The 25,519-nt window shown below is 64.1% G+C and carries 21 protein-coding genes; 8 read left to right on the top strand and 13 right to left on the bottom strand.

Going from position 1 to position 25,519, the window contains the following annotated elements; translation table 11 throughout:
- Positions 1-15: 15 nt before the first annotated feature.
- The 7 genes from GC162_12125 to GC162_12095 form a co-directional block, all read right to left on the bottom strand.
- Positions 16-681, bottom strand: coding sequence for a DUF4230 domain-containing protein (locus tag GC162_12125; GenBank protein MBI1369386.1), 666 nt, complete (start codon positions 679-681; stop codon positions 16-18).
- A 51-nt stretch (positions 682-732) separates the two neighbouring features.
- Complete coding sequence (locus GC162_12120) at positions 733-2,292, bottom strand: sulfatase-like hydrolase/transferase (protein MBI1369385.1); 1,560 nt, start codon at positions 2,290-2,292, stop codon at positions 733-735.
- 73 nt (positions 2,293-2,365) lie between these two features.
- Positions 2,366-3,979 (bottom strand): sulfatase-like hydrolase/transferase, encoded by a 1,614-nt coding sequence (locus GC162_12115; protein ID MBI1369384.1) that lies wholly within the window; start codon positions 3,977-3,979, stop codon positions 2,366-2,368.
- Entirely contained in the window at positions 3,976-5,484 is a 1,509-nt protein-coding gene (locus GC162_12110) for a hypothetical protein (GenBank protein ID MBI1369383.1), read from the bottom strand. The genes GC162_12115 and GC162_12110 overlap by 4 nt, the downstream gene beginning before the upstream one ends.
- Before the next feature lie 70 nt (positions 5,485-5,554).
- A complete protein-coding gene (locus GC162_12105) occupies positions 5,555-7,225 on the bottom strand; it encodes a hypothetical protein (protein ID MBI1369382.1) in 1,671 nt (556 codons plus the stop codon).
- Positions 7,226-7,284: 59 nt separating this feature from the next.
- Positions 7,285-8,361 carry a PilT/PilU family type 4a pilus ATPase gene (locus tag GC162_12100; protein ID MBI1369381.1) on the bottom strand — a complete coding sequence of 359 codons (1,077 nt, stop codon included), beginning with the start codon at positions 8,359-8,361 and terminating at the stop codon, positions 7,285-7,287.
- 135 nt (positions 8,362-8,496) lie between these two features.
- Positions 8,497-9,693: a PilT/PilU family type 4a pilus ATPase gene (locus GC162_12095; protein ID MBI1369380.1), complete on the bottom strand. Its 1,197-nt coding sequence runs from the start codon at positions 9,691-9,693 to the stop codon at positions 8,497-8,499.
- A gap of 904 nt (positions 9,694-10,597) precedes the next feature.
- Between GC162_12095 and GC162_12090 the strand changes: the two genes are divergently transcribed.
- From GC162_12090 to GC162_12070, 5 genes are all read left to right on the top strand, one after another.
- Positions 10,598-11,674 (top strand): peptidase, encoded by a 1,077-nt coding sequence (locus GC162_12090; GenBank protein ID MBI1369379.1) that lies wholly within the window; start codon positions 10,598-10,600, stop codon positions 11,672-11,674.
- Between the two features lie 68 nt (positions 11,675-11,742).
- Positions 11,743-12,492, top strand: coding sequence for a M48 family metalloprotease (locus tag GC162_12085; GenBank protein ID MBI1369378.1), 750 nt, complete (start codon positions 11,743-11,745; stop codon positions 12,490-12,492).
- The gene (locus GC162_12080) at positions 12,377-13,306 is read left to right on the top strand and encodes an SDR family NAD(P)-dependent oxidoreductase (protein ID MBI1369377.1); all 930 of its coding nucleotides are present in this window, start codon (positions 12,377-12,379) and stop codon (positions 13,304-13,306) included. Before GC162_12085 ends, GC162_12080 begins: the two co-directional genes overlap by 116 nt.
- A gap of 25 nt (positions 13,307-13,331) precedes the next feature.
- Positions 13,332-13,997 (top strand): hypothetical protein, encoded by a 666-nt coding sequence (locus GC162_12075; protein MBI1369376.1) that lies wholly within the window; start codon positions 13,332-13,334, stop codon positions 13,995-13,997.
- A 90-nt stretch (positions 13,998-14,087) separates the two neighbouring features.
- Positions 14,088-15,326 carry an aminoacetone oxidase family FAD-binding enzyme gene (locus GC162_12070; protein ID MBI1369375.1) on the top strand — a complete coding sequence of 413 codons (1,239 nt, stop codon included), beginning with the start codon at positions 14,088-14,090 and terminating at the stop codon, positions 15,324-15,326.
- Positions 15,327-15,409: 83 nt separating this feature from the next.
- Here the strand turns inward: GC162_12070 and GC162_12065 are convergent, their stop codons facing one another.
- Both GC162_12065 and GC162_12060 read right to left on the bottom strand, forming a co-directional pair.
- The gene (locus GC162_12065; GenBank protein ID MBI1369374.1) at positions 15,410-15,847 is read right to left on the bottom strand and encodes a hypothetical protein; all 438 of its coding nucleotides are present in this window, start codon (positions 15,845-15,847) and stop codon (positions 15,410-15,412) included.
- 128 nt (positions 15,848-15,975) lie between these two features.
- Positions 15,976-16,731, bottom strand: a complete 756-nt coding sequence (locus tag GC162_12060; protein MBI1369373.1) for a PrsW family intramembrane metalloprotease — start codon at positions 16,729-16,731, stop codon at positions 15,976-15,978.
- A gap of 297 nt (positions 16,732-17,028) precedes the next feature.
- Between GC162_12060 and GC162_12055 the strand changes: the two genes are divergently transcribed.
- Positions 17,029-18,261, top strand: coding sequence for a hypothetical protein (locus GC162_12055; protein ID MBI1369372.1), 1,233 nt, complete (start codon positions 17,029-17,031; stop codon positions 18,259-18,261).
- 126 nt (positions 18,262-18,387) lie between these two features.
- Positions 18,388-18,954: a hypothetical protein gene (locus GC162_12050; protein ID MBI1369371.1), complete on the top strand. Its 567-nt coding sequence runs from the start codon at positions 18,388-18,390 to the stop codon at positions 18,952-18,954.
- A gap of 58 nt (positions 18,955-19,012) precedes the next feature.
- Here the strand turns inward: GC162_12050 and GC162_12045 are convergent, their stop codons facing one another.
- From GC162_12045 to GC162_12030, 4 genes are all read right to left on the bottom strand, one after another.
- Positions 19,013-20,551 (bottom strand): hypothetical protein, encoded by a 1,539-nt coding sequence (locus GC162_12045; protein MBI1369370.1) that lies wholly within the window; start codon positions 20,549-20,551, stop codon positions 19,013-19,015.
- A gap of 855 nt (positions 20,552-21,406) precedes the next feature.
- Positions 21,407-21,811, bottom strand: coding sequence for a PDZ domain-containing protein (locus GC162_12040; protein MBI1369369.1), 405 nt, complete (start codon positions 21,809-21,811; stop codon positions 21,407-21,409).
- Between the two features lie 207 nt (positions 21,812-22,018).
- Positions 22,019-22,702: a PEP-CTERM sorting domain-containing protein gene (locus GC162_12035; GenBank protein ID MBI1369368.1), complete on the bottom strand. Its 684-nt coding sequence runs from the start codon at positions 22,700-22,702 to the stop codon at positions 22,019-22,021.
- 396 nt (positions 22,703-23,098) lie between these two features.
- Complete coding sequence (locus tag GC162_12030; protein MBI1369367.1) at positions 23,099-24,217, bottom strand: hypothetical protein; 1,119 nt, start codon at positions 24,215-24,217, stop codon at positions 23,099-23,101.
- 331 nt (positions 24,218-24,548) lie between these two features.
- On the opposite strand from GC162_12030, the gene GC162_12025 reads away from it, so the two are divergent.
- Positions 24,549-24,776, top strand: a complete 228-nt coding sequence (locus GC162_12025) for an addiction module protein (protein MBI1369366.1) — start codon at positions 24,549-24,551, stop codon at positions 24,774-24,776.
- The last annotated feature ends 743 nt before the right edge of the window (positions 24,777-25,519 follow it).

The following is a 25,519-nucleotide window of genomic DNA, read 5'->3' as shown; positions in this document are numbered from 1 at the left end:
CTGTGAAAAAGTGTCCTACGAAGCCGACTCCGGCTTCATTTCCGTTTGTGCATGCGACTCGGCGAAGTCGATGATGACGCGCTGCACGTCGAACCCGCGCGCCAGCGCTTCAAGCGTCTGCCGCGCCGAACTCTGCGCCTCCGTCGCGAGCTGCTGCACCATCTGCTTCGCCTTCTGCTCCGCCTCCTGACGCGCCGCCTCCAGCAGCTTGTTCTTGTCCTGCTCGTCAAAGCCCGGCCCCAGCGCCTCGGTCACGTCGCCGAGCAGCCACGGCAGCCAACGCGCATTGCGCTCATCGTAAAATTTCAGATCGCGGATGTACGTCTGACAAATGCACGGCGGCATCACCAGCCGGTACACCCCGGCGCCTTCGTCCACGACGTCGAACTTCTGATCGCGCAGGTCATACTTGAAGTCGATGCCGTACTCGATGATCACCGCGAGCTTTTTCGTCGACAAAAGCCACTTGACCCAATCCTTCCACTTGCCCGCCAGATGCTGCTCCGCCGTGACGATCTGCTGCGTGACGAGCCGGAAGACGGTCAGTTCGCCGACGGCCCGGAGCTGGGTGATCGAATGCTGAATGTTGATTTCGGTGGCGCCCGCGCCGCCGCGCTTCAGGCCCCACCAGACGACGAGTCCGAGCACGAACCCCAGCGCGCTGCCGATGAGAATATCCATGGTGTCATTATAAGAACGGACGGCCCGCCGCCGAATTGCATCCGCGGGCGGCTATTCGTCCTTGCCGTCCCCGGATCTGTCCGCGGCCCGCTTGCCCGTGCCCCACCATTGCGTCCACCGGGCCGCCATCGCCGCGGCGCGGCCCGGGTCGGCGCTGACCAGATCGTGAATCTCCGTCGAATCCTTGGCCAGATCGTAAAGCTCCCATGTCTTGCCATGCCTGACGAGCTTCCAGTCGCCTTCGCGGATTGCCGCCGAATTGCCGAAGTCCCAGTAGAGCGTCGGCCGCTCGACCACTTCGCCGCGCAGCGAGCGCACCAGCGAAATGCCCGGCAGACGATCCGGCTTCTTCGCCCCGGCGAGATCCAAAAACGTCGGGGCGAAGTCGATGAGATGCCCCACCTGATCGCTGAACGTGTTGGGCTTCGTGACGCCGGGCCAGGCCGCGATCATCGGCGTGTGCACGCCGCCTTCGTGGTCGAACGTCTTGTACTTGCGGTAGGGCGTGTTGGAGGCATTGGCCCAGGGTCGACCCTGCGTGATGTAGCTGGTCACTTCCCACGGCATCGCGCCCTTGACCGTCGAGCGGTCGGCATTGTCCTCGCACGCGCCGTTGTCCGAGAGGAAGAAGATCACCGTATTGTCCGCCTTGCCGATGGCGCGAAGCTTGTCGAAGACGCGCCCGATGTTGCGGTCGAGCCGATCGACGACCGCCGCATACGTCGCCATGCGCAGGTCCCATGCTTGTTTCTGCTCTTCGCTGAGCGACTCCCACGCCGGGTTCTCCGGCTCGCGCGCCGGGAGCTGAACGTCCGCCGCGATGAGGCCCATCGCCTTCTGCCTGGCGAGCCGCTGATCGCGCAGCTTGTCCCAACCGATCATGTACCTGCCGCGATATTTGTTGACCTCCGCTTCCGAGGCCTGAAGCGGGTAGTGCGGGGCGGTGTAGGCCAGGTACAGAATGAACGGCTTGTCCTCGTGCTGATATTCGTCGAGGTACTTGATCGCGTAGTCGGTGAACGCATCGGTCGTGTAGAAGTTTTTGTCCTCGGGCGTGTACGGGGTGAACTCCTTGTCATCGATGGCCCAGCGGCGCACCTTCTTCTTCGCCGGCTCCGGCTCGCCGGGGCGGGCGTGACCGGGGTTCCAGTAATTGCAGCACCCGTCGCACAGGCCGTAGTACCGATCGAATCCCCGCTCAAAGGGCGTTTCGCCCGCGTGCCACTTGCCGCTCATGAGCGTGCGGTAACCCTGCTCGCGCAGCATCTCCCCGAACGTCGGCCCGGCGTAATGCACGGTCGGCGACGCCCCCACGTGGTGCCACCACTGCCCCGTGACCAGCGATGCGCGCGTCATCTCGCACTTGGCGTTGTTGTAAAACTGCCGGAAGCGCACGCCCTGAGCCGCGAGCTTGTCGAGGTTCGGCGTGTCGATCTCCGAGCCATAGCAACCAATGTCGGAAAAGCCCATGTCGTCGGCCATGATGATGAGGATGTTGGGCCGCGCAGCGTCGGCGGCCTGCGATGTCGAAGCCGCCCGCGCCATCACGATCGACAGCAAGAGGGCCGGCAGGAGCAGGCGGTGCGGGAGCGGGGAGTTGGGTTTCGTCATGACGGTGTCGCCTCTCGGAGGGAATCGGGGCGTAATGCGAGCAGGAGTGCCGATCGCCGTCGGCGGCGAGGCATTACTTTTTCTTGCCGTGTTCGTCCGTGGCGCCAGCCATCTGGACGACCTGATGAAACTGGGTTTCCCAGGCCTTTTCAAGTCGCGCGACGATGTCGGGATGCTCGGCGGCGAGGTCGTTGGACTCGGCGCGGTCGGTGCTCAGATCGTAAAGCGCCCAGGGGTCTGTCTTGGCGGCGACAAGCTTCCAGTCGCCGACGCGGATCGCGCGGTTGCCCTCATGGAGCCACCAGAGACTGTCGCGCTCGATGGTCACGTCATTGCTCAGGGCGGGCACGAGACTGTGTCCGGGTGCGGGCGGGATCGGCTCGCCCTTCCAGTCGGCGGGCTTTTTCGTGCCGACGAGTTCAAGGATCGTCGGGACGATATCGACCATATGGCCGGGCGTGTGGCGCAGCTCGCCGTGCGCGGCGATGCCGGCGGGCCAGTGGACGATGAGCGGCGTGCTGATGCCGCCTTCGTGGACCCATGTCTTGTGCCGGCGGAAGGGCGTGTTGCACGCGCTGGAGAAGCCGGGCCCGAGGCAGAGGTAGGTGGCGGCGCTGCCGGGCGGGGCGTTGGGGTCGTGTCCGCCGTCACGCACCATCATCTCGGCACTTGCGCCGTTGTCGGAGGCGAAGAATATGATCGTGTTCTCATAAGCGCCCATCGCCTTGAGCTGCGCGATGAGCCGACCAATCTGTCGATCCATGCGGTCAACCATGGCGGCGTGGATCGCCATCTTCGTGGCCTGAAAGCGCTGTTGATCTTTGTTGAGCGTGTTCCAGGGCACGGGGCGATTGACTTCGTTGGGCCCGAACTGTTTGATCGCCTTGGGGAAATCGTACGGCGGGCCGACGTCCGGTTCGAGCGCCGAAAGCGTGGTGTTCACGATGCCCATGCGCTTCTGCCGCTCGAAGCGTCGCTGTCGCATGACATCCCATCCTTCCAGGTAAGCATCGCGGTATCGGTCGATATCCGCCTGCGGGGCCTGAAGCGGGAAGTGCGGCGAGATGAATGCGACGTACTGGAAGAACGGGCGGTCGGCGAAGTGAGCGGCGTGGTCCTTGAGGCACGCGATGGCGTGATCGGCGATGGCGTCGGTGGCGTAATAGCCGGACTCGTCATCGGCGGGCGTGACGGGCTTGTCGTCGATGCGGTTGCCGCGCGCGGTGAAGTAGTTGCCCTGATTATGGACATCGAGGGAGCGGTCGAATCCGCCCGCCAGGACCGGGCCGTCAATGTGCCATTTTCCGCTGTGGTAATTGCGATATCCCAGCGGCGCGAGGAATTCGGGCAGGAGCGGGGCCCAGGTCGGGCGCGATCCGCGCATGCCGCTGGCGAGGCCGGGCAAGGTATCGCGATGCACCTCCTGGGCGTAGTATCCGGTCATCAGCGCCGCGCGGCTTGGCCAGCATCGGGCGGTGTTGTAGAACTGCGTGAAGCGGAGGCCCTCGCCCGCCAGCGCATCAAGATTCGGCGTGGCGATGTCTCCGCCGTAACAGCCCAGATCGGAAAAGCCCATGTCGTCCGCCAGAATGATCAGCACATTCGGTCGATCCGCGGCGCAAGCGACATGACCCATCAACATCAACGCAAGCGTCATCACACAGCGGCGCATCAGGGGATTCCTCATTTGCCAGGGCGAAGGCGGTCGACCGTGTAGCAGATCGTATCATTGGCCAGTTCGCGGCCGTCGGCGGCATGAAGCTGGTTGACGTCGACCTGATAGATGCGGTTGATGATCATCGGCTCTCCGAGCGTCACGCGCACGCTCAAACCGTCGTCCGCGACTTTGACGGCTTTGACCGTCAACTTCTGGACATCAAGCTGCGGGCTTCCGTAGTTGAAAGTGTAGTCATAGTGATAGCGCTGAAAGCGCCAGGTGTCGGGCCGGCCGGCCTGATCGGCGTTGACGGGCGCGGTGAAAGTCAGCGTGTAGCCATCGGCGTCGAGCGACATGGTTTTCACGTCGAAGGGAGGTTTGCCCTTGTAGATGATGCGTTGGAGTCCCTCGGCGGGGCCGCCCCATCCGCGGAAGGTTTGTCCGACGTAGAGCGTCCGGCCGTCGGGGGAGAGGCACAGGCGATTGTTTCCGCCGCGGAGTCCGCCGCCGTTGACGAGATGCGTGCAGGCGCCCTGCATGACGCCGTCGACTTCTTCGAGCATGACGCGGACGATGCGTGTGCCGGCGACGTCGCCGATGAACATTTGCCCGGCGAACGGGCCGAATTTGCCGCCGGTCGTATCGATGATCGGTTGCGAAGGGCTCGAAGCCATCAAACCCTGCGGGAACTCCACGGCCGCGTGCTGTCGGAAGTTGTCCATCTCCTCGCGATGCTCCGCCGCGTAGCGCAGCGGATCGTCGGACTTCGTCCATGATTTGTCCCACACCAGCGACGTGGGATGCCCGTAAAACCCGCCGGGTTTGACATCGAAGAGCGGGCTCGTGCCGCGCCAGTCGCCTTGGTTATCCGTGACCCAGATGTGGCCGGCGTCATCGCGGCAGATGCCGTTGTTGGCGCGGAACCCGTAGGCGTAGGGCTCGACGGAGCCGTCGGGCTTGATGCGCACGACGCAACCTTTCCACTGCACCGCCGCGTAGTTTCTTCCGCGCCGACCGGCTTTCGAATACGGGCCGCGCAGGTACTCGAACGTCGGCCCGCTGTAGGACGCGGTGCCGATCGCCAGCAGCCAGTTGCCTTCGCCATCGGGCACCGGGCCGGTGTTCGTTTCGTGGTAGTTGCCGCTGATGCCCCATCCCTGACTGACGCATTCGTAGAGGTCCGCCACGCCGTCGCCATCGGTGTCGCTGATGCGCGTGAGCTGCTCCATGGTGGGCACGAGGAACGTGTGATCATTCTCGACGAGGATGCCCATCGGATTATGCAGCGACGTGTCGGCGAAGACGCGCCACTTGAATTGTTTGGGGTCGTCATTGGGCGTGCCGATGAGGATGCCGTAGCGGCGGGTGATGACGATGAGTTCGCCCTTGGAGGTGAAGGCGAGTCCGCCGATTTCGGGCGCGACGCCGCGCGGCATGGGCACGTCCTGAATCTCGTAAGACTCGGCGGGCGTCCCGGCGCGGACCGTACCCATGGGCAGCATCACAAACACAAGCAGGATCAGGCATCGTTTCATGGAGCGTATCACCATCGTAAGAATCGTTGCTTAGCCGCGAGCCAGCGGCGAGCGCTTTCGTAAGCGCGGGTCACGGTTTGCCGGCGGCGAGGACGTACATGCTCCCGCCGGACTGGGCGTCGATCGTGTATGTGCCCGGCTCAACCTCAGCGCGGTAGAGGTCATAGGTCCAATCGCCGCTGGTTTTGACGATTTTGCCGGTCTTTTCGAGCTTCATCTTCTTGTGCTGCGGCACGCGCGCGACGCGCTGATCGAGCAGCAGGTACACCACCGCCGGCTTGTCGAATTTCAGTTCATACGCGGCGCGCCCCTTGGCGTCGTTGTTGAATCCGCGGATGAATTCGACACCGCGCAGCTCATCGGGCAACTCGGCGAACTTGTAGTCGCGGTCGAGGAAAATCTTCTCGCCGGGCGCGAGCTTGTCGGCGACTTCGGGCGTGCCCCTGCTCTGCGACTTGCGCTCGACGGCGGCGAAAACGTCGCCGAGCTTCTTCGCTTCGTAGCCCGGCAACTCGAACGGCTCGAAACTCTCAAGGGCCTGCTCCTTGATCATCACCACGAAATGACCGGCGTCCTTGGCGGGGATCGTCAGCGTGTCGTCCTTCCAGTCGCCTTTGTCCGCGGTGACGCGCTTGCGGATCGACGGGTCGAAGGTCATGTGTACATCGCCCGGGGCGGCATCGACGTGGTAATGCATCGCGATCGTGCCGCCTTCGCCGGGAACGATCTGCTCGCTGACCTGCGTTGAACCGAGCGCGAACATGAACTGCGGCGTGCCGGCGAGGAGGCGATAGCCCTTGAACTTCGGCGCGACCTGTTGCTCGGAGTCGCCGATCGAAAGGGGCATCGAACCCGCGGCCTTGAAGACGAGGGTGCCCTCCAGGTGCGGCAGATAAGCGAAGCTTCGTCGCCCGCCGCCGGCGCCCGCGCCCCAGTAGTCGGTCATGTCCATGAATCCGTCTTTCCATGCGTACACGAGCCGGCAATCGATCGTGTCCCACACATACGAGAGCCGCTTGCCGAAGTTGACGGTGATGGTGGCGACGAGGCCGTCGATCGGCTGGTACTCGCCTTCGACATCGTGACCTTCCTTGACGTTGTAATGCGGCGAGGGGTAGCCGCGGTCGTGATGCTCAAGGACGGTCGCATCAAGACCGAGACTCGGCATGAACGTGCGGATCACGTAGGGATGTTCGACGGAGCCCATCGGCCGAGGGGTCACGGTGCTGTCGGCCATCGCGTCGGCGGCCTGCACAAGCGCGTCGGCGATCATCTGCGGGGGCTGGAGCGCTTCGCCGGCGGGGCGGACGCGCAGGACGCCGCGCATGATGATGCCATGCCCGGGGAAGGTGCACATATAGGTGTATTCGCCGGGCGTGTCGGGGGCGGTGAACTTGAGCGTCTGCGACTTTTTGACGTCGAGCAGTTTCGTCGCGGTCAATACCAGCGGCGTATCGGGCACGAAGCTGCGTTCGTAGCCATCGGCGGCGATGGCGGTCGCGGCGGCGAGGAGCGCTTCGGCGCTGTCGGGTTGGGCGGCCAGGACGAGGTTGTGCGGCATGAGGCCGTTGTTGGTGAAGGTCAGCGTGACGCGATCGCCGGGGTGGGCGTCGAAGCGCGTGACGTTGTATTTGAGCGCGCCGGGGATGACGCCGATGTTCTGCGCGATGTCGGCGGCGAAGGCGAAGGGTGCGAGGCACAACACGGCGACGAGCGCCGGAAAATGAAATCGATCAGGCATGATGCGGAATCCTTGGCGGGGTGGGAACTCTGGTTTGAACGCGGGCGGCGCGAAAAATATTACACGCCGGCTTCGGCGCCTTCGCGGAATTTGGCGAAGAGGGTCTTGTCCTGGGCTTTCATGTAGGCGGCCTCGCCGTCGATGATGCCGTCCTTGACGTACTGCATCAGCGCCTGGTCCATGGTCTGCATGCCGTCGCGCTTGCCCATTTCGATGAGGTTGGTGAGCTTACTGATCGCGCCTTCGCGGATCATGGAGCCCATGCCTTCCTTGCGGATGAGGATCTCCAGGGCGGCGACGCGGCCCTTGCCGCCGGGCTTTTTGAGAAGCTGCTGGGCGAAGACGGCCTGAAGACTCTCGGCGAGCATGGTGCGGATCATGGCCTGACGCCCGGCGGGGAAGACGTCGATGATACGGTTGATCGTTTTCGCCGCGGACGAAGTGTGCAACGTGCCGAACACGAGCAGACCCAGCTCGGCGGCGGACAGCGCCAGCGAGATCGTCTCCAGGTCGCGCATTTCACCCACGAGAATCACGTCCGGATCCTCGCGCACCGCGGCCTTGAGGGCGTTGGCGAAGCCCTCGGTGTGCTGGCCGACTTCGCGCTGCGTGATGATCGAGTTGATGTTCTCATGCACGAATTCGATCGGGTCTTCGATCGTGATGACGTGCTTTTTGTAGGTTTTGTTGATGAGGTTGATAATGGCGGCGAGCGTCGTCGATTTACCGGAGCCGGTCGGCCCGGTGACGAGGCACAGGCCCGAGCGGAAGTGCGCGGCGTTGGCGACGGCGGTGGGCAGGCCCAGGTCTTCGACGGTGAGGATTTTGTCGGGAATCTGCCGGAAGACGGCGCCGCGGCCGTGGACCTGTCGGAGGAAATTGCAGCGGAATCGGGCGACGCCTTCCAGGCCGTAAGCGAAGTCCAGATCGCCGCAGCCCTCATACTTGGCGATCTGCGCGGGCGTGGCGATCTCGTAGAGGTACTCGCGCAGCATGGGCTCGTCGAGCACGGGATGCCCGGGGATCGGGGTCAGCTCGCCGTGGATGCGGATCTTGGGCGGCTGGGACTGGAGCATGTGAAGGTCGGAGGCCTTCTGTTCTTTGACCATTCGGAATAGCGCGTCGATTTTCGCCATGGCTTTAAGAAGTGGTGAAGTGGCGATAGGGTGAAGTGGTGATGTGAACAAAACGCGGGACGTTGCACCGCCGCGAATCGGGCGGCCTTTCACATCGCCATATCGCCCCATCACAATATCACCACATCGCGCCTCCTATCCGGGAATGTGCTTGGGGTTCTCGGCGTACTTGATGGCTTCCTCGCGCTTGATGACGCCTTGCGTGACCAATTCGGCGAGCGAGTCGTCCATGAGCTTCATGCCCAGCTTCTTGCCGGTCTGCATGATCGATGGGATCTGGAAGCTCTTGGCGTCGCGGACGGCGTTGGCGACGGCGGTGTTGTTGTAGAGGACTTCGAGTGCGGCGACGCGTCCCTTGCCGTTGGCGCGAGGGATAAGCACCTGCGAAACGATCCCGCGCAGGGCTTCGGAGATCATGATGCGAATCTGCGCCTGCTGATCGGTGGGGAACACGTCGATGATGCGATCGACGGTGCGCGCGGCGGACTTGGTGTGCAGCGTGCCGATGACGAGGTGGCCGGTCTCGGCGGCGGTCAGCGCCAGCGAGATCGTCTCCAGGTCGCGCATTTCGCCGATCATGATCACGTCCGGGTCCTCGCGCAGGGCGCCGCGCAGGGCGGTGGCGAACGAGGCGGTGTCGCGCGGGACCTGGCGCTGCGTGACGTTGCAGTTCTTGGAAGGGTGAATGAATTCGACGGGGTCTTCGACGGTGATGACGTGGTCGTGCCGATTGGCGTTGACCATGTCGACGAGCGCCGCGGCCGTCGTCGACTTGCCGCAACCGGCCGGGCCCGTCACGAGCACGAGCCCCTGCGTCCACTCGGTCAATCCGCCGATCGACTCGGGAATGCCCAGCGATTTGAGCGTCGGCACGCCCTTGGGGATGATGCGGAAGATGATGTCAGCGCCGCGGAACGTCAGCAGGGCGTTGACGCGGAAGCGGCCCAGCTCCGGATGCTCGTAGGACAGGTCCAGATCGTGATGGCGCAGGAAGCGCTGCTGCTGCGCATCGTCCATGAACCCCAGCGCCATCCGCAGCGCCTGCTCTTCGCTCAGCGGCGGGGCGTCGAAGAACGTGATCTCGCCGTTGAGCCGCATGAACGGCGGGGAGCCGGCGGGCAGATGCACGTCGCTGGCCCCGACGTCGACGGCCTTCTTGATGTACTTGACCGCCTCCGGATCGAGCTGGCCCGGCGGTACGGGGCTGGGCAGGCGCTCGTCGCCGGACGGAGCGGTTTCGCCGATGGCCGCCGGCGTCGGCGCGGCGGCGGGCTTGCCGAGGGCCTGGCCGGGAACATACAGCTTGTTCGGATCGACCTTGCCCGTCGTCATCGAATTGTTGACGACGATCTTCACCTCTTCATCCAGGTCGACCAGTTCGATCTGATTTTCGTGAATCGCGCTTTCGTCGAAGTCGTGCTTCGTCTCGCGATCGACCGTGCCGACCCAGTCCATCTCGTTGGCCTTCGTCGGGCCTTCCGAGTCGTCCTCGCCGCTCAGTCCGTAGTCGTCATCATCCTTCTTCGCGGCCGGCCGCTTGGGCGTCTCCTCGATTTCCTCCAGATCGTCGATGTCCGCGATTTCCTCGATGTCGTCCGCCGGATCGGGCTTCTTGGGCGCGGGCTTGGCGGCGGGGACGACGAGCTTGGGCGCGCCGAGCACCATCGCCACGCGTTGTCTTGCCGGTTGAATCTGTTTCTCGCTGAGCATGCTCAATTCGACGAGAATCTGCCCCACCGAGCCGCGCCCGCCCTGTTCGTTGTACACCGATACGACCTTCGCCCACTGCTCCTTACTGAGCAGTTTGCTCTGCACGAGCAATTGGCCCCAGACGACCATGCGCGCCGCCCGGCGGAGATTCTCGATCATCGCCTGATCCGCCCAACCTTCGTTGAGGAGAATCTGCTCGACGAACAATTCGCCGCCGTGCTTCTTGAACGCGGTCAGACACCGGGCCCATTGCGATTCGTTAAGAACCTTGTTGCGGACCAGCACGTGTTGCCACACCGCCGCGCGCGTCGACGCCAGCGCCGCCGCCTGATCGTCTCCCGGTCGTGTTGTCGTTTCGGATTCCAATGGCGATTCCAGCGTAAGAAGAACTGCGTGCCTGCTGGCTGCGTATTTTAATGTTTGTGCGCCGCGGCGGCAAGAATCATGTTGGCCCCGGCCCAGCGACTTCGCTAAACTGTCCCTTACCGCCAGACGACAACTCAACCTCTCCGATGGAGGCAACCGCATGTCCGAGCATCCTTCGCGTCGCACGTTTATCCAATCCACCGCGCTGACCGCCGCCGCCTTCGCCGCGCCCGCCATCCTCCGGGCCGACAAGGTCGACACGCAAAAGCCCATCCTCGGCGAAGGCGATTTCCAGTATGAAGCCACGCACGACTGGGGCATGGCCAACCTGCCCGACGGGGCGCACTACGGCAATGCGTCGCATGGCGTGACCATCGACAAGAACGGATTCATCTACATCACGCACTACGGCGCCCCCGGATCCATCTTCGTCTTCGACGCCGACGCCAAGTTCGTCAAATCCATGGGCGACTTCGACATGGTGTCCAAGCACGGCGGGGGACACGGCATCGACATCCGCGAAGAAAACGGCGAAGAATTCCTCTACCTCGCCCCCAGCGAACCGTCCCTCCCCTACACCAAGATCAACCTCAAGGGCGAAGTCGTCTGGAACAAAACCCGCGCCGACATCAATACCGACAGCGGCAAGTATCCCGGCAACGCCGCCTACCGTCCGACCAACACCAGCTTCAGCCCCGACGGCGGGTACTTCCTCGGCGACGGGTACGGCTCCAACTACATTCACCAGTACGACAAGGACGGCAAGTACATCCGCACGCTCGGCGGGACCGGCTCGGCTGACGGACAGTTCAAGACGCCCCATGGACACTGGCTCGACGACCGCGACGGCACGCCCAAACTCGTCGTCTGCGACCGCGCCAATGCGCGGCTCCAATGGTTCGACATGGACGGCAAGCACCTGCGCACGCAGGGCGGCTTCCTCTTCCCCGCCGACATCGACATCCGCGGCGACGTCATGCTCGTGCCCGACCTGCACTGCCGCGTGACCCTCCTCGACAAGGACAACAAGGTCATCACCCACCTGGGCGGACAGGGCGACTTTGACGCATGGAAAGCGCAGGCCCTCGCCGGCTTCAGGATGCGCGGCCAGCGCGACAAGTGGGTCCCCGGACGCTTCGTCCATCCCCACGACGCCTGCTTCGATCACAATGGCAACATCATCGTCACCGAATGGGTCAACACCGGCCGCGTCACCTTCCTCCGCAAACTCGCCTGATCCGTTTCGCGGGGCCGCTTGCGGCCTGATCAGCCATCGACCTCACCCGCCATGCGTACAATGCACGCATGGCGGGCTTTTTTTACAACCTCGGCAAAGCCGCCGGACCGGGCGTGCGCAAAGGCAAATGGCTCTGGCAATCGTTCACCGGCGACGAGAACGACATCCGTGAAGCCGAGCGCGGCGTCGGACGCGACCTCGCCGCCGTGATGAAACGCGAAATGGGCGTCGAGGACGACCCCGACCGGCGCGCCATGATCAGCGCCATCGGCGACGCACTCGCCGCCGTCGTGAAAAACAGGAAGATTCAATTCGACCTGACCATCGCCGCCCGCGGTCAGCCCAACGCCTTCGCCCTCCCCGGTGGATTCATCTTCATCACCCGCGCCCTCATCGACGGCCTGAACCGCGACCGCGATCAACTCGCCTTCGTGATCGGTCACGAAATGGGCCACGTCATCAAGCAGCACCCCAGCGAACGCGCCACCACCGACGCCGCGATTCGTGCCGCCATTCGCGCGGTGCCCGCCGCGGGGGCCGCCGGTCAATGGTTCAAATCCACCGGCGCTCAGCTCATGCAAAGCGCCTACTCGCAGGACCGCGAGTTCGTCGCCGACCAGTTCGGCGCCCGACTCGCGCAGGCGGCGGGCTTCGATCCGCGGGCCGCGATGACCATGCTCGCCGCGCTGGCGAAGTGGAGCGATGCCCCCGAGGCCCCGCCGCTGTGGGAATACTTCGCCACGCACCCGCCGCTCAAAAAACGCATCGCCGCGCTCGAGCATTATCTGGCGAAGAAAGCGGATGACGATGGCGATTGATTTGACGGGAAAAGTCATCATCATCACCGGCGCTTCCGCCGGCATCGGCGCCGCGACGGCGATCGAAGCGGGCCGGTCCGGCATGCGCGTCGTCCTCGCCGCCCGCCGCAAGGACAAGCTTGACCAAGTCGCCGCGCGGGTGCGCGAAGCGGGGGGCGAAGCGCTCGTGGTCGAAACCGATGTCGCCGATCGCGAAGATGCCGACCGACTCGTCCGTCAGACGCTCGAACACTTCGGTCAGCTCGACGTCCTGTTCGCCAACGCCGGGTTCGGATACTTCGGCCCGCTCATCGAGATGGACCGGGCGACCGAAGATCGCATGTGGCAAGTCAATTACTTCGGCGCCCTGCACTGCGTTCGCGCCGCCGCCGCCGTCATGAAACAACAACAACGCGGACACATCCTCATCACCGGCTCCATCCTCTCGCACGTCGGCCTGCCGTACTACGCCACGTACTGCGCCACCAAAGCCGCCCAGCGCGCCGCCATTCAAGCCCTCCAACTCGAACTCGAACCCGATCATATCTTCGTCACCGGCGTCTACCCCTCCGGCACGAAGACCGAATTCTTCGACCGTGTCGCCGATGTGTCCGGTCGGCGCGACGGCATCGCCGGCAACACGCCCGAGGGCTTCATGCAATCCGCCCGAACTGTGGCGAAAAAAGTCATCCGCACCCTCCGCCGCCCCCGCCCCGAACTCTGGACCAGTTTCGCCGGCCGATTGCTCACCCAACTCTGGCTCGCCTGCCCGCCGTTCATGCGCCTCTGCTTCCGCATGCAGGCGCGGAAGTACCGCAAACGAATCGGAGATTGATCGGTCGATCATATAATCATCGCCGATGAACACCTTCGACTTCTATCGCCACATCCGCCTGCACAACGCCCGCATGACCGCGTCGACGCTCGCTTACGCCGGCGGAGCGCTCGTCGCATGGCTGGCGACCTACGGCGTCGTCTTCGTCCTCGTCCTTGCGGCGATGAAACTCAAGAACAAGGACATCGCCATGCTCCGCGTCCACGCCGTCGCGCTGGGGCTCACCGGCCTGCTCGCGCTCGAAGCGCTTCGCCGCATCTTCATCGCATCGCGCCTCCGCGCCGCCGCACGGACGTACTACATGGAAGGCCCCGACGGATCGGTCAGCGCGCTGCGCATGCAAAACTATCTGGCCGCCCGGCACATGAGCGATGCCGATCCCCTGCGGGCGATCGTCTCGCAGATTCTCCTCGCCGCCCCCGCACTGACCGCCGCCGCCGCAAAGTCCTGGGCCGGCCGCATCACCGATGACCGCTTCACGCTCGGACAGGCCGCCGCCGCGTTCGACGAACTGGGCATGCTCCACGCATGGGTCCCCCTCATCGACCATCTCCGCCACGGCCCCGCCCTGTCCGTCCTCGACCGGGCCGAACTTCTCTGGACCAGCTTCAGCGAAGGCCCCCCCATGATCCGCATCGCCGCCGACATCGCCCAGAATTACTTCCCCATCACCGATGAAAAACCGGTTTAACCACCAAGACACCAAGAACACCAAGGAATTCACCTTGCATGTTTCATCGAACATTCTCCTTGGTGCCCTTGGTGCCTTGGTGGTTCAATCATGAACGACCCGATCAACATCGCCATCGTCGGCGGAGGAGCCGCCGGGCTTGCGACCGCCATCTTCGCGGCGCAATCCGGCGCGAAGAACATCGTCATTCTCGACGGCGCGAAAAAACTCGGCGCGAAAATCCTCGTCTCCGGCGGCGGGCGATGCAATGTGACGCACGAAATTGTCACCCCCGCCGACTACCACGGCCCGCAACCCGTCGTCCGCAACGTCCTCCGCGCCTTCGATGAACACGCCGCCGTCGAATGGTTCGCCTCGCTGGGCGTCACGCTCAAACGCGAAGACACCGGCAAGCTGTTTCCCACCACCGATGACGCCCATACCGTGCTCGACGCGCTGACCCGCCGATGCGACGAACTGGGCGTCACGATGATGTGCGACACGCGCGTGACGGATGTGCGCAAGGCCGACACGTTCGAGCTTGAAACCGCGCGCGGGGGGATGCGTGCCTCGCGCCTCGTGATGGCGACCGGCGGCAAGTCCCTGCCCAAGACCGGCAGCAACGGGCTCGGCTGGCTGATCGTGCAGCGGCTCGGGCACACCGTCACGCCGACGTATCCGGCGCTCGTCCCATTGATGCTCGCGGACGGGTTCTTCCACGCTGAACTCTCCGGCATCGCGCACGAGGTGGAGCTGTCCGTCTACGCCGGGGGCAAACGGATCGAGAAGCGGCGGGGGAGTCTGTTGTGGACGCACTTCGGCGTGAGCGGGCCGGTTGTCATGGATGCGAGCCGCGCATGGGTCATCGCGAATGCCGAGGGCGCCGGCGCGGAAGTGCGATGCAGCTTCGCCGCCGGCAAATCGTTCGAGGACATCGACGCGTTTCTCGCCGCCCGCCCCCCGACGAGCGCGATCGGTTCGGCGCTCGCCGCGAATCTTCCGCGCCGGGTCGTCGAAGTCTTGTGTCGTCACGTCGGCATCGACCCCGCCGAGCGCTGCGGCCAGATCACGCGCGAACGCCGCCGCTTGCTCACGCATGCGCTGACCGGCCTGACGCTCCCCATCGAGCGCGACCGCGGATGGAACTACGCCGAAGTCACCGCCGGCGGCATTCCCATGTCCGAAGTCGATCACCGCACCATGCAGAGCCGCATCGTCGACGGCCTCCAACTCGTCGGCGAAATCCTCGACGTCGAAGGCCGCATCGGCGGCTTCAATTTTCAATGGGCGTGGGCGACCGGACACGCGGCCGGTTGCCATCTGGCGAAATCGTCCGCATTCCCCGTTTAGCGACGCCGCTCGCGGCGGGCTTTCTACTTAAAGGAAATACCCCGCCGCGAGCGGCGTCGCTAATCGGGGGGTGATTCCGGGGGTTACGCGACGGCTTTGCCGGCGAGGGTCAGCGGGGTGAGCATATTTGTTTTCGCGGGGACGATCGACACGGGCGCGAACTGGCGGAGAAAGCCGATCGCCGCCGCGGCGTCGGGCCGGTTCGCGGCTTCAGGGGCGAGTTCGTGGACGTGGATGGTCTGTTTGCCGGTGGCGGGGTCGGGCAGGGACGCGGTGAAGAAGACGCCGAGTTTGTCAGGGCGCTGCTCATCGGTGAACACCTTCCGCGGATCGCGGACCCACATGCAGTGCCACTCGCGGCAGACTGGCGGGCGGTTCTCGTAGTTGCCGCATCCGGCGGGCGTCTGATGCTCGCACCGCTGACCCGCCGGCTTGTTGAGCGGGCGGACGTGCATCGCCGTGCAACAGACATTGCACGCACCGCACTCGCGCGGCCCCAATTCGCCATTCCGTGACACCATCAATTCATCCCTCTGAACCAATGAACGACGTTAACCGCCCATTTCATCGGCCGAACGACGATGCCGGTTAAGCGGGGCATGAGGAATTTGACGATTGAAGCGGCGAGCGATGAGCCCGATAAACATGCTCACGCCCGATGCGGCGCCTCGTCCCGCGCGACGGCTTCGATCGCCGCGAGTTGTTCGGCGCGGAGGCGGACGACGAGTTTGTGGACCCACAGGGCGCAGAAGATCAGCACGGCGGTGGACAGGCCGTAGAGAATGCCCACATGGGTCGCGGTCGGCGTGTCGACGTCGGTGGGGTCGACGCCGTTGTGGATGGCGAGCGTGATGAGGGGCCAGTCGTAGAGTCCGTGCGCGAGGATGGCGGCGACGAGGCCGATGAGCGAGGAGCCGATTTTGTTGATGCGGCTTCGTCCGACGAAGTAGCCCATGATGGCGCCGAAGCAGGCGTGAGCGGGGACGGCTGTGAACGCGCGGGTGATGGCGACGGCCCATCCGCCTTGCAGCACATACAACACATTTTCGAGGGCGGCGAAACCCAGCGAGGCCGCCACGCCGTAGACGATTCCGTCCATCGGCTCGTCGAACGCCGCTTTGCGCGCCGCGTAGCCGCGCAGGACCAGGAATTTGAAGCACTCTTCGGGAATGCCCGCCGCGGCGAACGCCACGATGAGCCCGGCGGCCCAGGGCTCGGGCGGCAACTGAAGCGACATGAGAATCGGCGCGCCCAGCAGGCCCGCGGGGATCGTGATGAGCACGCCGAGGATGAACGTGGTGCGGACCACCTTCGCCGGCTCGCGGTTGCGATCGCGCAGATAAAAATGCAGCAGCAGCGCCAGACTCGGCAGTAGTGCGGCGGAAAGCGTCAGCGCCAGTTCCATCGATCGGCTCCGAAGGCGTGCGGTCAATGTAGCACGAAAACGGCCAGCGCGGGCGGAAACGGCGCGGCCGAATCGGTACAACGCGCGGAGCGATCGGGGCTGCGCGGCGAAAAACGCCGGTGGCACGGTGATTGCATCGGCAATGTCGTTGGATGACTCGCGCGCCGAGGCGGGGCGCGAATCTTTGTGCCATTGGCAGTTCTTTCGGTCGGCGGTGTCGCGCGATGACGCGGGTCCGATCGACGACGCATGATGGGTCGCTGCGCCTTGAGCGCCGCGGCCGGGAGGTCTATCTCAATGGTGAAATCACAATCGACGCTCCTTCGTCACGCCCGCGCTCTGCGGCGCGTGCGTCATGTCGCGGCGGCGGGACTGTTCGCGCTTGCGACGACGTCCGCTTCGCACGCCGCGATCGTCATCAATGAACTGGACTCCGACACGCCCGGGACGGACATGGCCGAGTTCGTCGAACTCTACGACGGAGGCGTGGGCAACACGGCCCTCGACGGGCTCGTGCTCGTCTTCTTCAATGGTTCGACGGATACGTCGTACGCCGCGTTCGACCTCGATGGATTCATGACCAACGCCGGCGGGTTCTTCCTGCTGGGCAACGCGGCGGTGCCGGGCGTCGGGCTGACGTTCTCGAACAATCTTCTTCAGAACGGCGCCGACGCCGTCGCGCTCTACACGGGCAACGGGACCGACTTCCCCAACGGCACCGCGGCGACCGGGACGAACCTGCTCGATTCGGTCGTGTACGACACGAGCGACTCGGACGATGCGGGACTGCTGGCGGTGTTCCACAATCCGCAGATCAACGAAGACGCCGGCGGCAACGGAGCGACTTCGTCCGTCGGCCGCGCCCCGGATTTCTCCGGCGAGTTCATCACGCTCGCGACGCCGACGCCCGGCGCGCTGAACATCGCGACGAACATCGTCATCAACGAAGTCGACTCCGACACGCCCGGAGCCGACACCGCCGAGTTCATCGAGCTTTACGACGGCGGCGCGGGCAACACTTCGCTGGCCGGCATGGTGCTTGTGCTCTACAACGGTTCGAATGATCAGAGCTACGCCGCGTTCGACCTCGACGGATTCTCGACCGACGCCAACGGATTCTTCGTCTTGGGCAACGCGGCCGTGCCGGGCGTCGATCTGGTGTTCGCCGATGGTCTGCTCATGAACGGCGCCGATGCCGTGGCGCTCTACGGCGGGAACGACTTCGATTTCCCCAACGGCACCGCCGTCACCGCGCAGAACCTGCTCGACTCGGTCGTGTACGACACCAACGACGCCGACGACGCGGGACTCCTGGCCGTGCTGCGCAATCCGCAGATCAACGAGTCCGCCCTCGGCGACAGCGCGACCGATTCCGTCGGCCGCTCGCCCGATCATTCCGGCGCGTTCACCACGCTGGACATCGTCACGCCGGGCGCGTTGAACGTGCCGCTGATCGTGCCCATGCCCGCCGCGCTCCCCGCCGGTCTGGCGCTGATGGGCGCCCTGTCGATGCGCCGCCGCCCCGTTTAGCGGCGGGGCAGCGCCCCGCGCGTTTCCCCCGGTTTTCCCCCGGTTTCCCCCGCGTTTTACCCCTTGTTTCTCCATCGTGCGCGAAATTACAATGGTGGGCACACCCTTCTTCACAAGGAACCCGCCATGAAACGCTTCCCCCTCGTCGCATGCGCCGTGCTCATCGCTTTCGCCGCTCTGGCCCTCGCCGCGGAAAATCAATCGCTGCTTCCGCAATTCGGCCCCGAAGGCGGCGACGTCGCCGTCACCGCGCAGAACGGACACAAACTCACCGGCTGGCTCCCCAAGGATTGGGTCGACAACTCCGAATGGGCCGGCGTGTCGGGAACGTACACCAAGCTCGACGATCCGCCCAAGCCCGGCCTGACCGCGATCAACATCAAGGTCTCCGCCGTCGATGACGGTCAGCTTCAGCTCACCACATGGACCAAGCCGACCTTCAAGAAAGGCGTCAAGTATGTCGTCGAGGGCTACATCCGCAGCAAGTCAAACGACGGCATCAAGGTGGTCATTCGCCAGCCGGAAGACCCCTACGAGTTCTACGCCGATCAGGACCTTGAAGCGGGCGACGCATGGAAGGCCTTCAGCTTCGAGTTCACGCTTGACGCCGACAAGCCCGCGTTCGTGATGTTCGTCAAACCCGAGACGGGTTCGGTGGACCTGTCGGGCATCGTGGTGCGCGAAGCACAGTAACGCGCCGCGACAAGCCGGGCGGACGGGTGTTCATTGAGTTGAGCGCGGCCGCGGATGCTTATCCGTGACGGCGGCGTCGGCGGTAGACGAGCATCATCAGACCCATCGCCCCGGCCTGAAGCGCCAAGGGGCTCGGGACGACGTCGACCGGATGCACCAGGTTGATCTCGGTGATCTGCGTGCGCCAGACGTTGCCGGTTCCGGCGAATTCCTGCACGGTCCAGAAGGTGTAGGGGTCGGTGGGATCGACGTTGGTCGTGCTGTAATCGCCCCAGCGTTCGCCGGCCACGCCGAACAGATGGTAATTGGCCTGTCCGAGCCCGCCGCCGGTCGGGCCGGTGCCGCTGCCGGCCAGGAAGGGGGTATCCCATGTGATCGACGAGCCGTCGAATTTGCCGACGTCGGCGAAGGAGCTGAGGAATCCGTCGACGGAGCCGGGTCCGCCGGAACGGGTGAATCCGACGACGATGTCGCCGAACGGATTGACGGCGATGGAGGGCATGATGTAGTCGTAGGTGTTGCTGAAGAGGGTGCTCTCGGCGACGACCGCGTGTGTCGCTTCGTCGATGACGGTGACGCGGAGGGCATCGTGGGTGGTGCTGCTGGGGGTGGAGGCGACGCCGGCGGAGTTCACGGAAATGCCGTGCACCATGAAGATGTTCGAGCCGACCAGGTACGCCGCGGCCGTGCCGCCGATGCGGTCGTCGAGTCCGTCGATCTGCTTGGTGCCATCGGGCTGGCGGGCATCACCGGGGGAGGAAGTGGTGGCGACGTTGATGACGTCGGTTGAGCCGAGCGTCGCGGCGCCGGGGCCGGTGACGTTGGAGATGTTCGTGACGTCGATTTTGCCGAAGAAGTTAGAATCCACGCCGACGACGGGCGTGTGTCCGATGGACGGATCGACGCTGCTCGCACCCTGAAGCGTGAATCCCTGTGCCGCGGTGGTGCTGTTGAAGCTCGTGCGGTTGGCCACGGAGGGGGTTCCCGCGCCGGACCAGAGCAGATCGGCCTTGGGGATCGATGTCAGTGTGGTTCCGGTAAAAGAGCCGGACGAACTGGTGAAGTTGTTGCTCGAGAGGGTGATGCCGTCGGCGTTGACGCCGAGCACGGGGTAGTCGGCGAACCCCACGGCGCCGGTGTAGTTGGTCGCTTTGAATCCATTGAGCGGATTCGAGTCCTTGGAGACGGCCACGAGCACCTGGTTGCCCGTGTTGGAGGTGGTGACCTGGATGGCGAACCAGCGCTGGCTCGCGGCGTCGTAGATGATGCGCGGATCGCTGACGCCGGCGGCGAGCATGCCGGCGCTGATTCCGGCGTTGGTCCAGAAGGTCTTGTCGGTCACGCGCGCCGTGGCAAGCGCGCCGGTGTTCTTGTCGTAGACAGCGTAAGCGCCGTTGGTGAACTCGACGTAATAGTCGATGCCGACCGCGCCATCGGAGTCGGGCGGCGCCAGGCCCGGCTGGGTCGGGTCATTGAGCGAGTTGCCGGTGAAGGTCGTGCCGATGGTGTGCATCAGGACCGTGTCGGCCCGGCCGGTCGACGCACCGACGCCCGACATGACCGACGCGAGCGCGGCCCATGTCACGATCCGGCTCACCCGAGATGTTCCAAATGGCATAACTCAATCCTCTTTGAGAGAAGGATGCTTTGCCGCTTCGTGTTGTTGTGCAACCGAAGCGCCGCCCGCACCGTCGCGCCGCCGAATCACATCGGCAACCGCACGCCGGTGGGGCGATATGGTGATGCGTGTCCGCACGACCGGGGCTCCGTACCGCCGTCGCACCATCGACACACTCACTCCGCCGGGAACGTCCCGGCGGAGCTGTTCGTCTTGTCACAACGCGCCGCGCATCTTGCGATGTGCGCGCGCGACCCTGGATTCAGATCAGATCCCGACAGTCAATCCATTGATACACCCATCGCGGCCAGAACAGCCGCGTAAACAGAAGGAACATGGCGCAAACACCGGGCCAAATTTTGAGTCGCCCCGCCGCTGAGGCGTTGAGCGCGAATCGAATGCCGCTCCGCTGCTCGACTTGGATGGCGCAGCGCATGGCGTTCCGCGACGCGGCGCATGCACCGGGTCACACCCCTCCGCAGGAAGCGCCTGTACCGTTTCAGCCGGTGCCGCGAAGCGTGCTGATCCGTCCTGGCACACACGCCGCTCGCGCGCTCGTGCCGCGGCCCGACGTTCCGCAGGGCTTGTTTGAGGCGATACTAAGGGATGAAAATTTACTAATTTCCCGGTCAATTTTTTGATTGCGGGAAATCACATTTTCGTTGTCGCCCGCGCGCGCGGCAGGTACACTCGGGGCCGTCCGCGGGGATGCGGCAGGCCTTCGATGCTCGACCCGATGGCCCGCCGCTTCCGCGCACGCCGCAACACGCGCTGAACGCCGCCGCTCGACGCATGCTTTCGCTTTCGATCGGACCGGCTCGCAACGCCGCTCCGTCACTCCGGCCGCTTGCCCAGCGTCACCTTGATCTTCGCTTCCTTCTTCTCGCGATAGATCGTCAGCTCCAGCACATCGCCCGGCTTGTGCCCCGCGATCAACTCCACAAATCCCTCCACCGTCGGCGCCGGTTTCCCGTCCACCGCCGCGATGACGTCCTCGTTCTTGAGCCCCGCCTTCGCCGCCGGGCCGTCCTCGTGCACCTCCTCCAGATACACGCCCGTATCCTCCGGCAGCTTCAACTCCGCACGCAGATCGTCCGGCACTTCATTGATGTCCACGCTCAACCACCCATGTTCCTCCTCCGCCGCCCGAGCCGTCGCCGCGCCGAGCATGCCCATCATCACCACCACCATCGCGCACACCACAACCCCGACGCCCCAAACCTTGACGCTCCGATCCATATGTGACCTTCTTCTGAAAAAAGAGTTTCCAACCCCTTGGCGGATACGCCATCATCATCCCACCGCGCGCCGCCCCCCGTCAATCCCCTCCGATGTTTAGCGGCGGGGCATCGCCCCGCGTGATCTGCGTGACGAAGCGCATGAAAAAACCCGGCGACGCATCGCCGGGTTGCGTGAAACCAAAATCTGCCCGTGATCACAGGTGCATCAGCACTTGCGCCCCCGGCGCATCGCCATTACCAAAGCGCCCAGGCCCAGCAGCCCCGCCGTCGCCGGCTCGGGAACGGCGAGCGAATCCGCATTGATCCGCACCGCGTTGAAGGTGCTTGACGAATTCCACCCGCCGCCGTTCGCTTGGAATCGATAACCGTCGAAAGTCACACCCGTCGGCGTCGGCGCGGTGTTCGAAATCAGACCGTTCCACAAGAGGTCGCTTACCGTGTCGCCGTCGAGGACGAACCAGTAGGACGTGTTGGCCAGCAGCGTGAATCCGCCGGCGATCGTGAAGGTGAGGAACTGCGGCTCCGTGTCGTCGCCGATGCTGATCGGCGTGAATGTCGCAAGCTGTACCCCCGGCGCTCCCCCGACGCTCGAAAAGATCCCGCCGATGAACGTCCCCCCGTCGCCGACCCCCAGTGTGCCGTTGAACGTGGAACCAATAATCTCCATCGAGACGAACGACAGCGACGATCCGCCGATGGTCAACCCCACCGCTTTCTGGCGGTCAAAGCCGTCGCTCGCACTCACGCCCAGATTCGTACCACCAGAGGAGGCCGAACTCGTGTCCGCCGGCAGATTGCTCAGAATCGCCGCCGCCCGAACCGAAGTGCTGCCCGCCGCCAGCACGCACGCCGCCGTCAACATCCAAACCGTCGATTTTACCAATGACATAATTCATCCCTTTCCGTGAAAGTTGCAACACCAACCGGACATAGGCCCCGACGGGCGCACATCCCGCGCGCCGCCGCACACGAGCGACGCGATGCAAATTGTCCAACTGTGGGCTATACAAACCGCGCGCCGCATCGCGCGCCGCCCCGCCGCCGCCGCCGCGCCTTCGCACGCTTTTCAACTCAAATCCCCGGCTAAATCACGACTTGCTAAACATCAATAATTTTGTCGCTCACGCCAAACACCCGACCACGCCCGCACAAGCCGTCAGTCACCGGTACCATCTCGACACCGCATCGATCGGCCGTCCTGTCCACATTCGGCCAGCGCCCTCCCCCGTGGAGCGACGCCGCTTCTTGCCGTGAGCTTGTCGAACGGGCGGCGGGCTCTACTTCTTCACCGCCCCCACGCCCCGTTCACTTCCCCCAAATCAATCTTCCCATCCTCCCCGATCGTCATCGCGCTCCGCAGCTCCGTCCACCGCCCATTGACGTGCATGAGCATCAACCGCAGAGTGTGCTTGCCCTTCTCGTTGACCGCCTTGAATGTGATCTCAAACGTCCCCGTGCTTTCGTCCGGCAAAGCCGCATGCGCCAGTGCATCATAATCCTGCGGATTGCCCGGCGGATCGTCGTACAACTTGACCCCATACACCGGAACATCCGACTCGATCCGCCCCGTCATCCGAACCCGACCGTCCGCCTCCGCCGTCAGCTTCACCTCGTGCAGCGTCGCCTTCGGCCGCCGATCGAATTCCCGCGCCCGTCCCTCAAAAACCGGCCGCGATAGCAAATACATCGCATCCGTATCCAATAGAAACGAATCTCGCTTCTCCCCGCGCAGCGCGCCGCGAAAGGTATAGTTCCCGCTCGCCATCAGCGACTCGCCGAACCGCGCGATCTCCGGTCGCTCGTCGCTGTGGTACATCCCGAACCCGTGACCGATCTCGTGAGCCATCCCCCCGATCAGCGCCGAATTGGCCGGCCCGACCGGCTTGCCTTTCCACACCCGCGGGCCCGTCGTCGTCGTGTAGTCCACATCGAACCACGGCGCATCGACCGCAAAGCAGTACCCCCGGTCCTGCATGATGTTCCCGAAGAACGGGGCTGCCCCTTCGTCGTCCGGAATCTGCGTGATGATCAAAACGAAGCTGTGATCGTAATCGACCCCCTTCGCCGCGAGCACCCCCCGCGCCGCCGCCCGACACGCCTCCGTCGTCTGGCCCCTGTTCTCCCGCGTCCGACTCCCCACCGTCACCGGCAGCCGCCCCAGCAAGAGCGCCGCCCGCCCCTGCGCATCCCGCTCAAGCCCGAACGTCATCCGCCCCAGCCCCAGCGATTCGCACTGCACCGCGTACCAGTTCTGTATCTCCGTCAGCACCCGATCGATGCGCTCAACACACCCCTCAAACGGCTCCTGATCCGAGCAACTCAAATAAACCACCCGCAATGGCCCATACTTCTCCCCGCCCCCGTTGAGCCACGCATCCACCCGCCGCTTCATCTCCCTCACCATCCCCCGCTCCCCCTCCCCCCAATGCGGCGCATCGACCTCCGCCGGCTTCCACCCCACCGCATCTTCCGCGCGCGCTGTTTGCATCAAACCGCAAACCCCAACCAACACCACAACCCCGATCGCGCGGCTGAATCCATCATGCATCATCACATGCCTCTCTTTAATTCGCTCGCGTCCCCCAGCAACGCATCATCCAGGCGGGAACCCCATTGTACCCACCTCCCGCCCCTCCCGTTCAGCGACGCCGCCTGCGGCGTGCTTTCTTCTCTCCCTCTTCCTCCGCGCCATCCATCAGCCCCGCCTACAATGAATCGCCTCCCCGGAGCGCGCGATGCCCAGCACAAAGGAAATCATCGAACACCTCGAATCCCTGCCCGTCGAAGGCCGGGCGCGGATTGTGGACCAATTGCTGCGCACACTCAACCCGCCCGACTCGGAAATGGATCAGGCATGGGCAGCCGAGGCCCAGCGCCGTCTCAACGACTTGCAATCCGGCAATGTGCAGGGCCTTCCCGCCGACGAGGTGTTTGCCAAAGCGCGCGAGCGATTTGAGAAGTGAAGCTTGCGTTTCATCCCCCATCGTTACCTTGTGGCGTCCTCTACATCCCTCAACTCGTAAGGTGGGTCAAGCGCAGCGGACCCACCACGCCAGCCGCGGCATCGTGCCGTGACAAACCGTCGCTCGATCCACCGAACGACACCCGCGCGAACAATATGAATTGTCGTTGGAAGCGCCCGCGCAAATCGTGGTGGGTCCGCTTCGCTTGACCCACCGGACCTTGTTAGATCGAGGCTGTCGGGGCATGGTCGATGCCGAGCGGATCGTCGTCTGGCTCGGCGAAATATTGCGTCCAAAACGCGTTAGTCAATAGTTCGTGTCGCGAGACTACTCGCAAAGTGCTTGTCGTTGTTCGTTCGACCAACCGATAATTGGATTCGTCGGCAATAACGTCACAGTCGATAGAATTTGAAAGTACGCCATGCACTAGGTAAGCACAAGATGATACAGATCGAGTGACCATGATTCCGTTTAGCACGCCAGAATGAACAATGACCTGCAACGAAAGGGGGTGTACATCTCGGAATGTCTTGGCCCTTGTTTCAAATCTGCCAGCAATAGAAACCAACTGAGCTGCGAATGTGGCTCTAACGACCGACTCAGGGGGTCAAGTCCCTGTCGTGCTGTAAATTCGTGAAGGGGCGGGTGTCTGGACGGCGGGTTGGTGTTGGGTGTTGAAGGTCTGATTCAGTTCCTTTCGGATCGCATCGATCTGTTGACGGTCGAAGCTCGTCATCTTGATG

The organism is Planctomycetota bacterium, assembly GCA_016125255.1.
In the GTDB taxonomy this organism is placed as follows: domain Bacteria; phylum Planctomycetota; class Phycisphaerae; order Phycisphaerales; family Zrk34; genus RI-421.
This window is presented reverse-complemented; position numbering and strand designations above follow the sequence as displayed.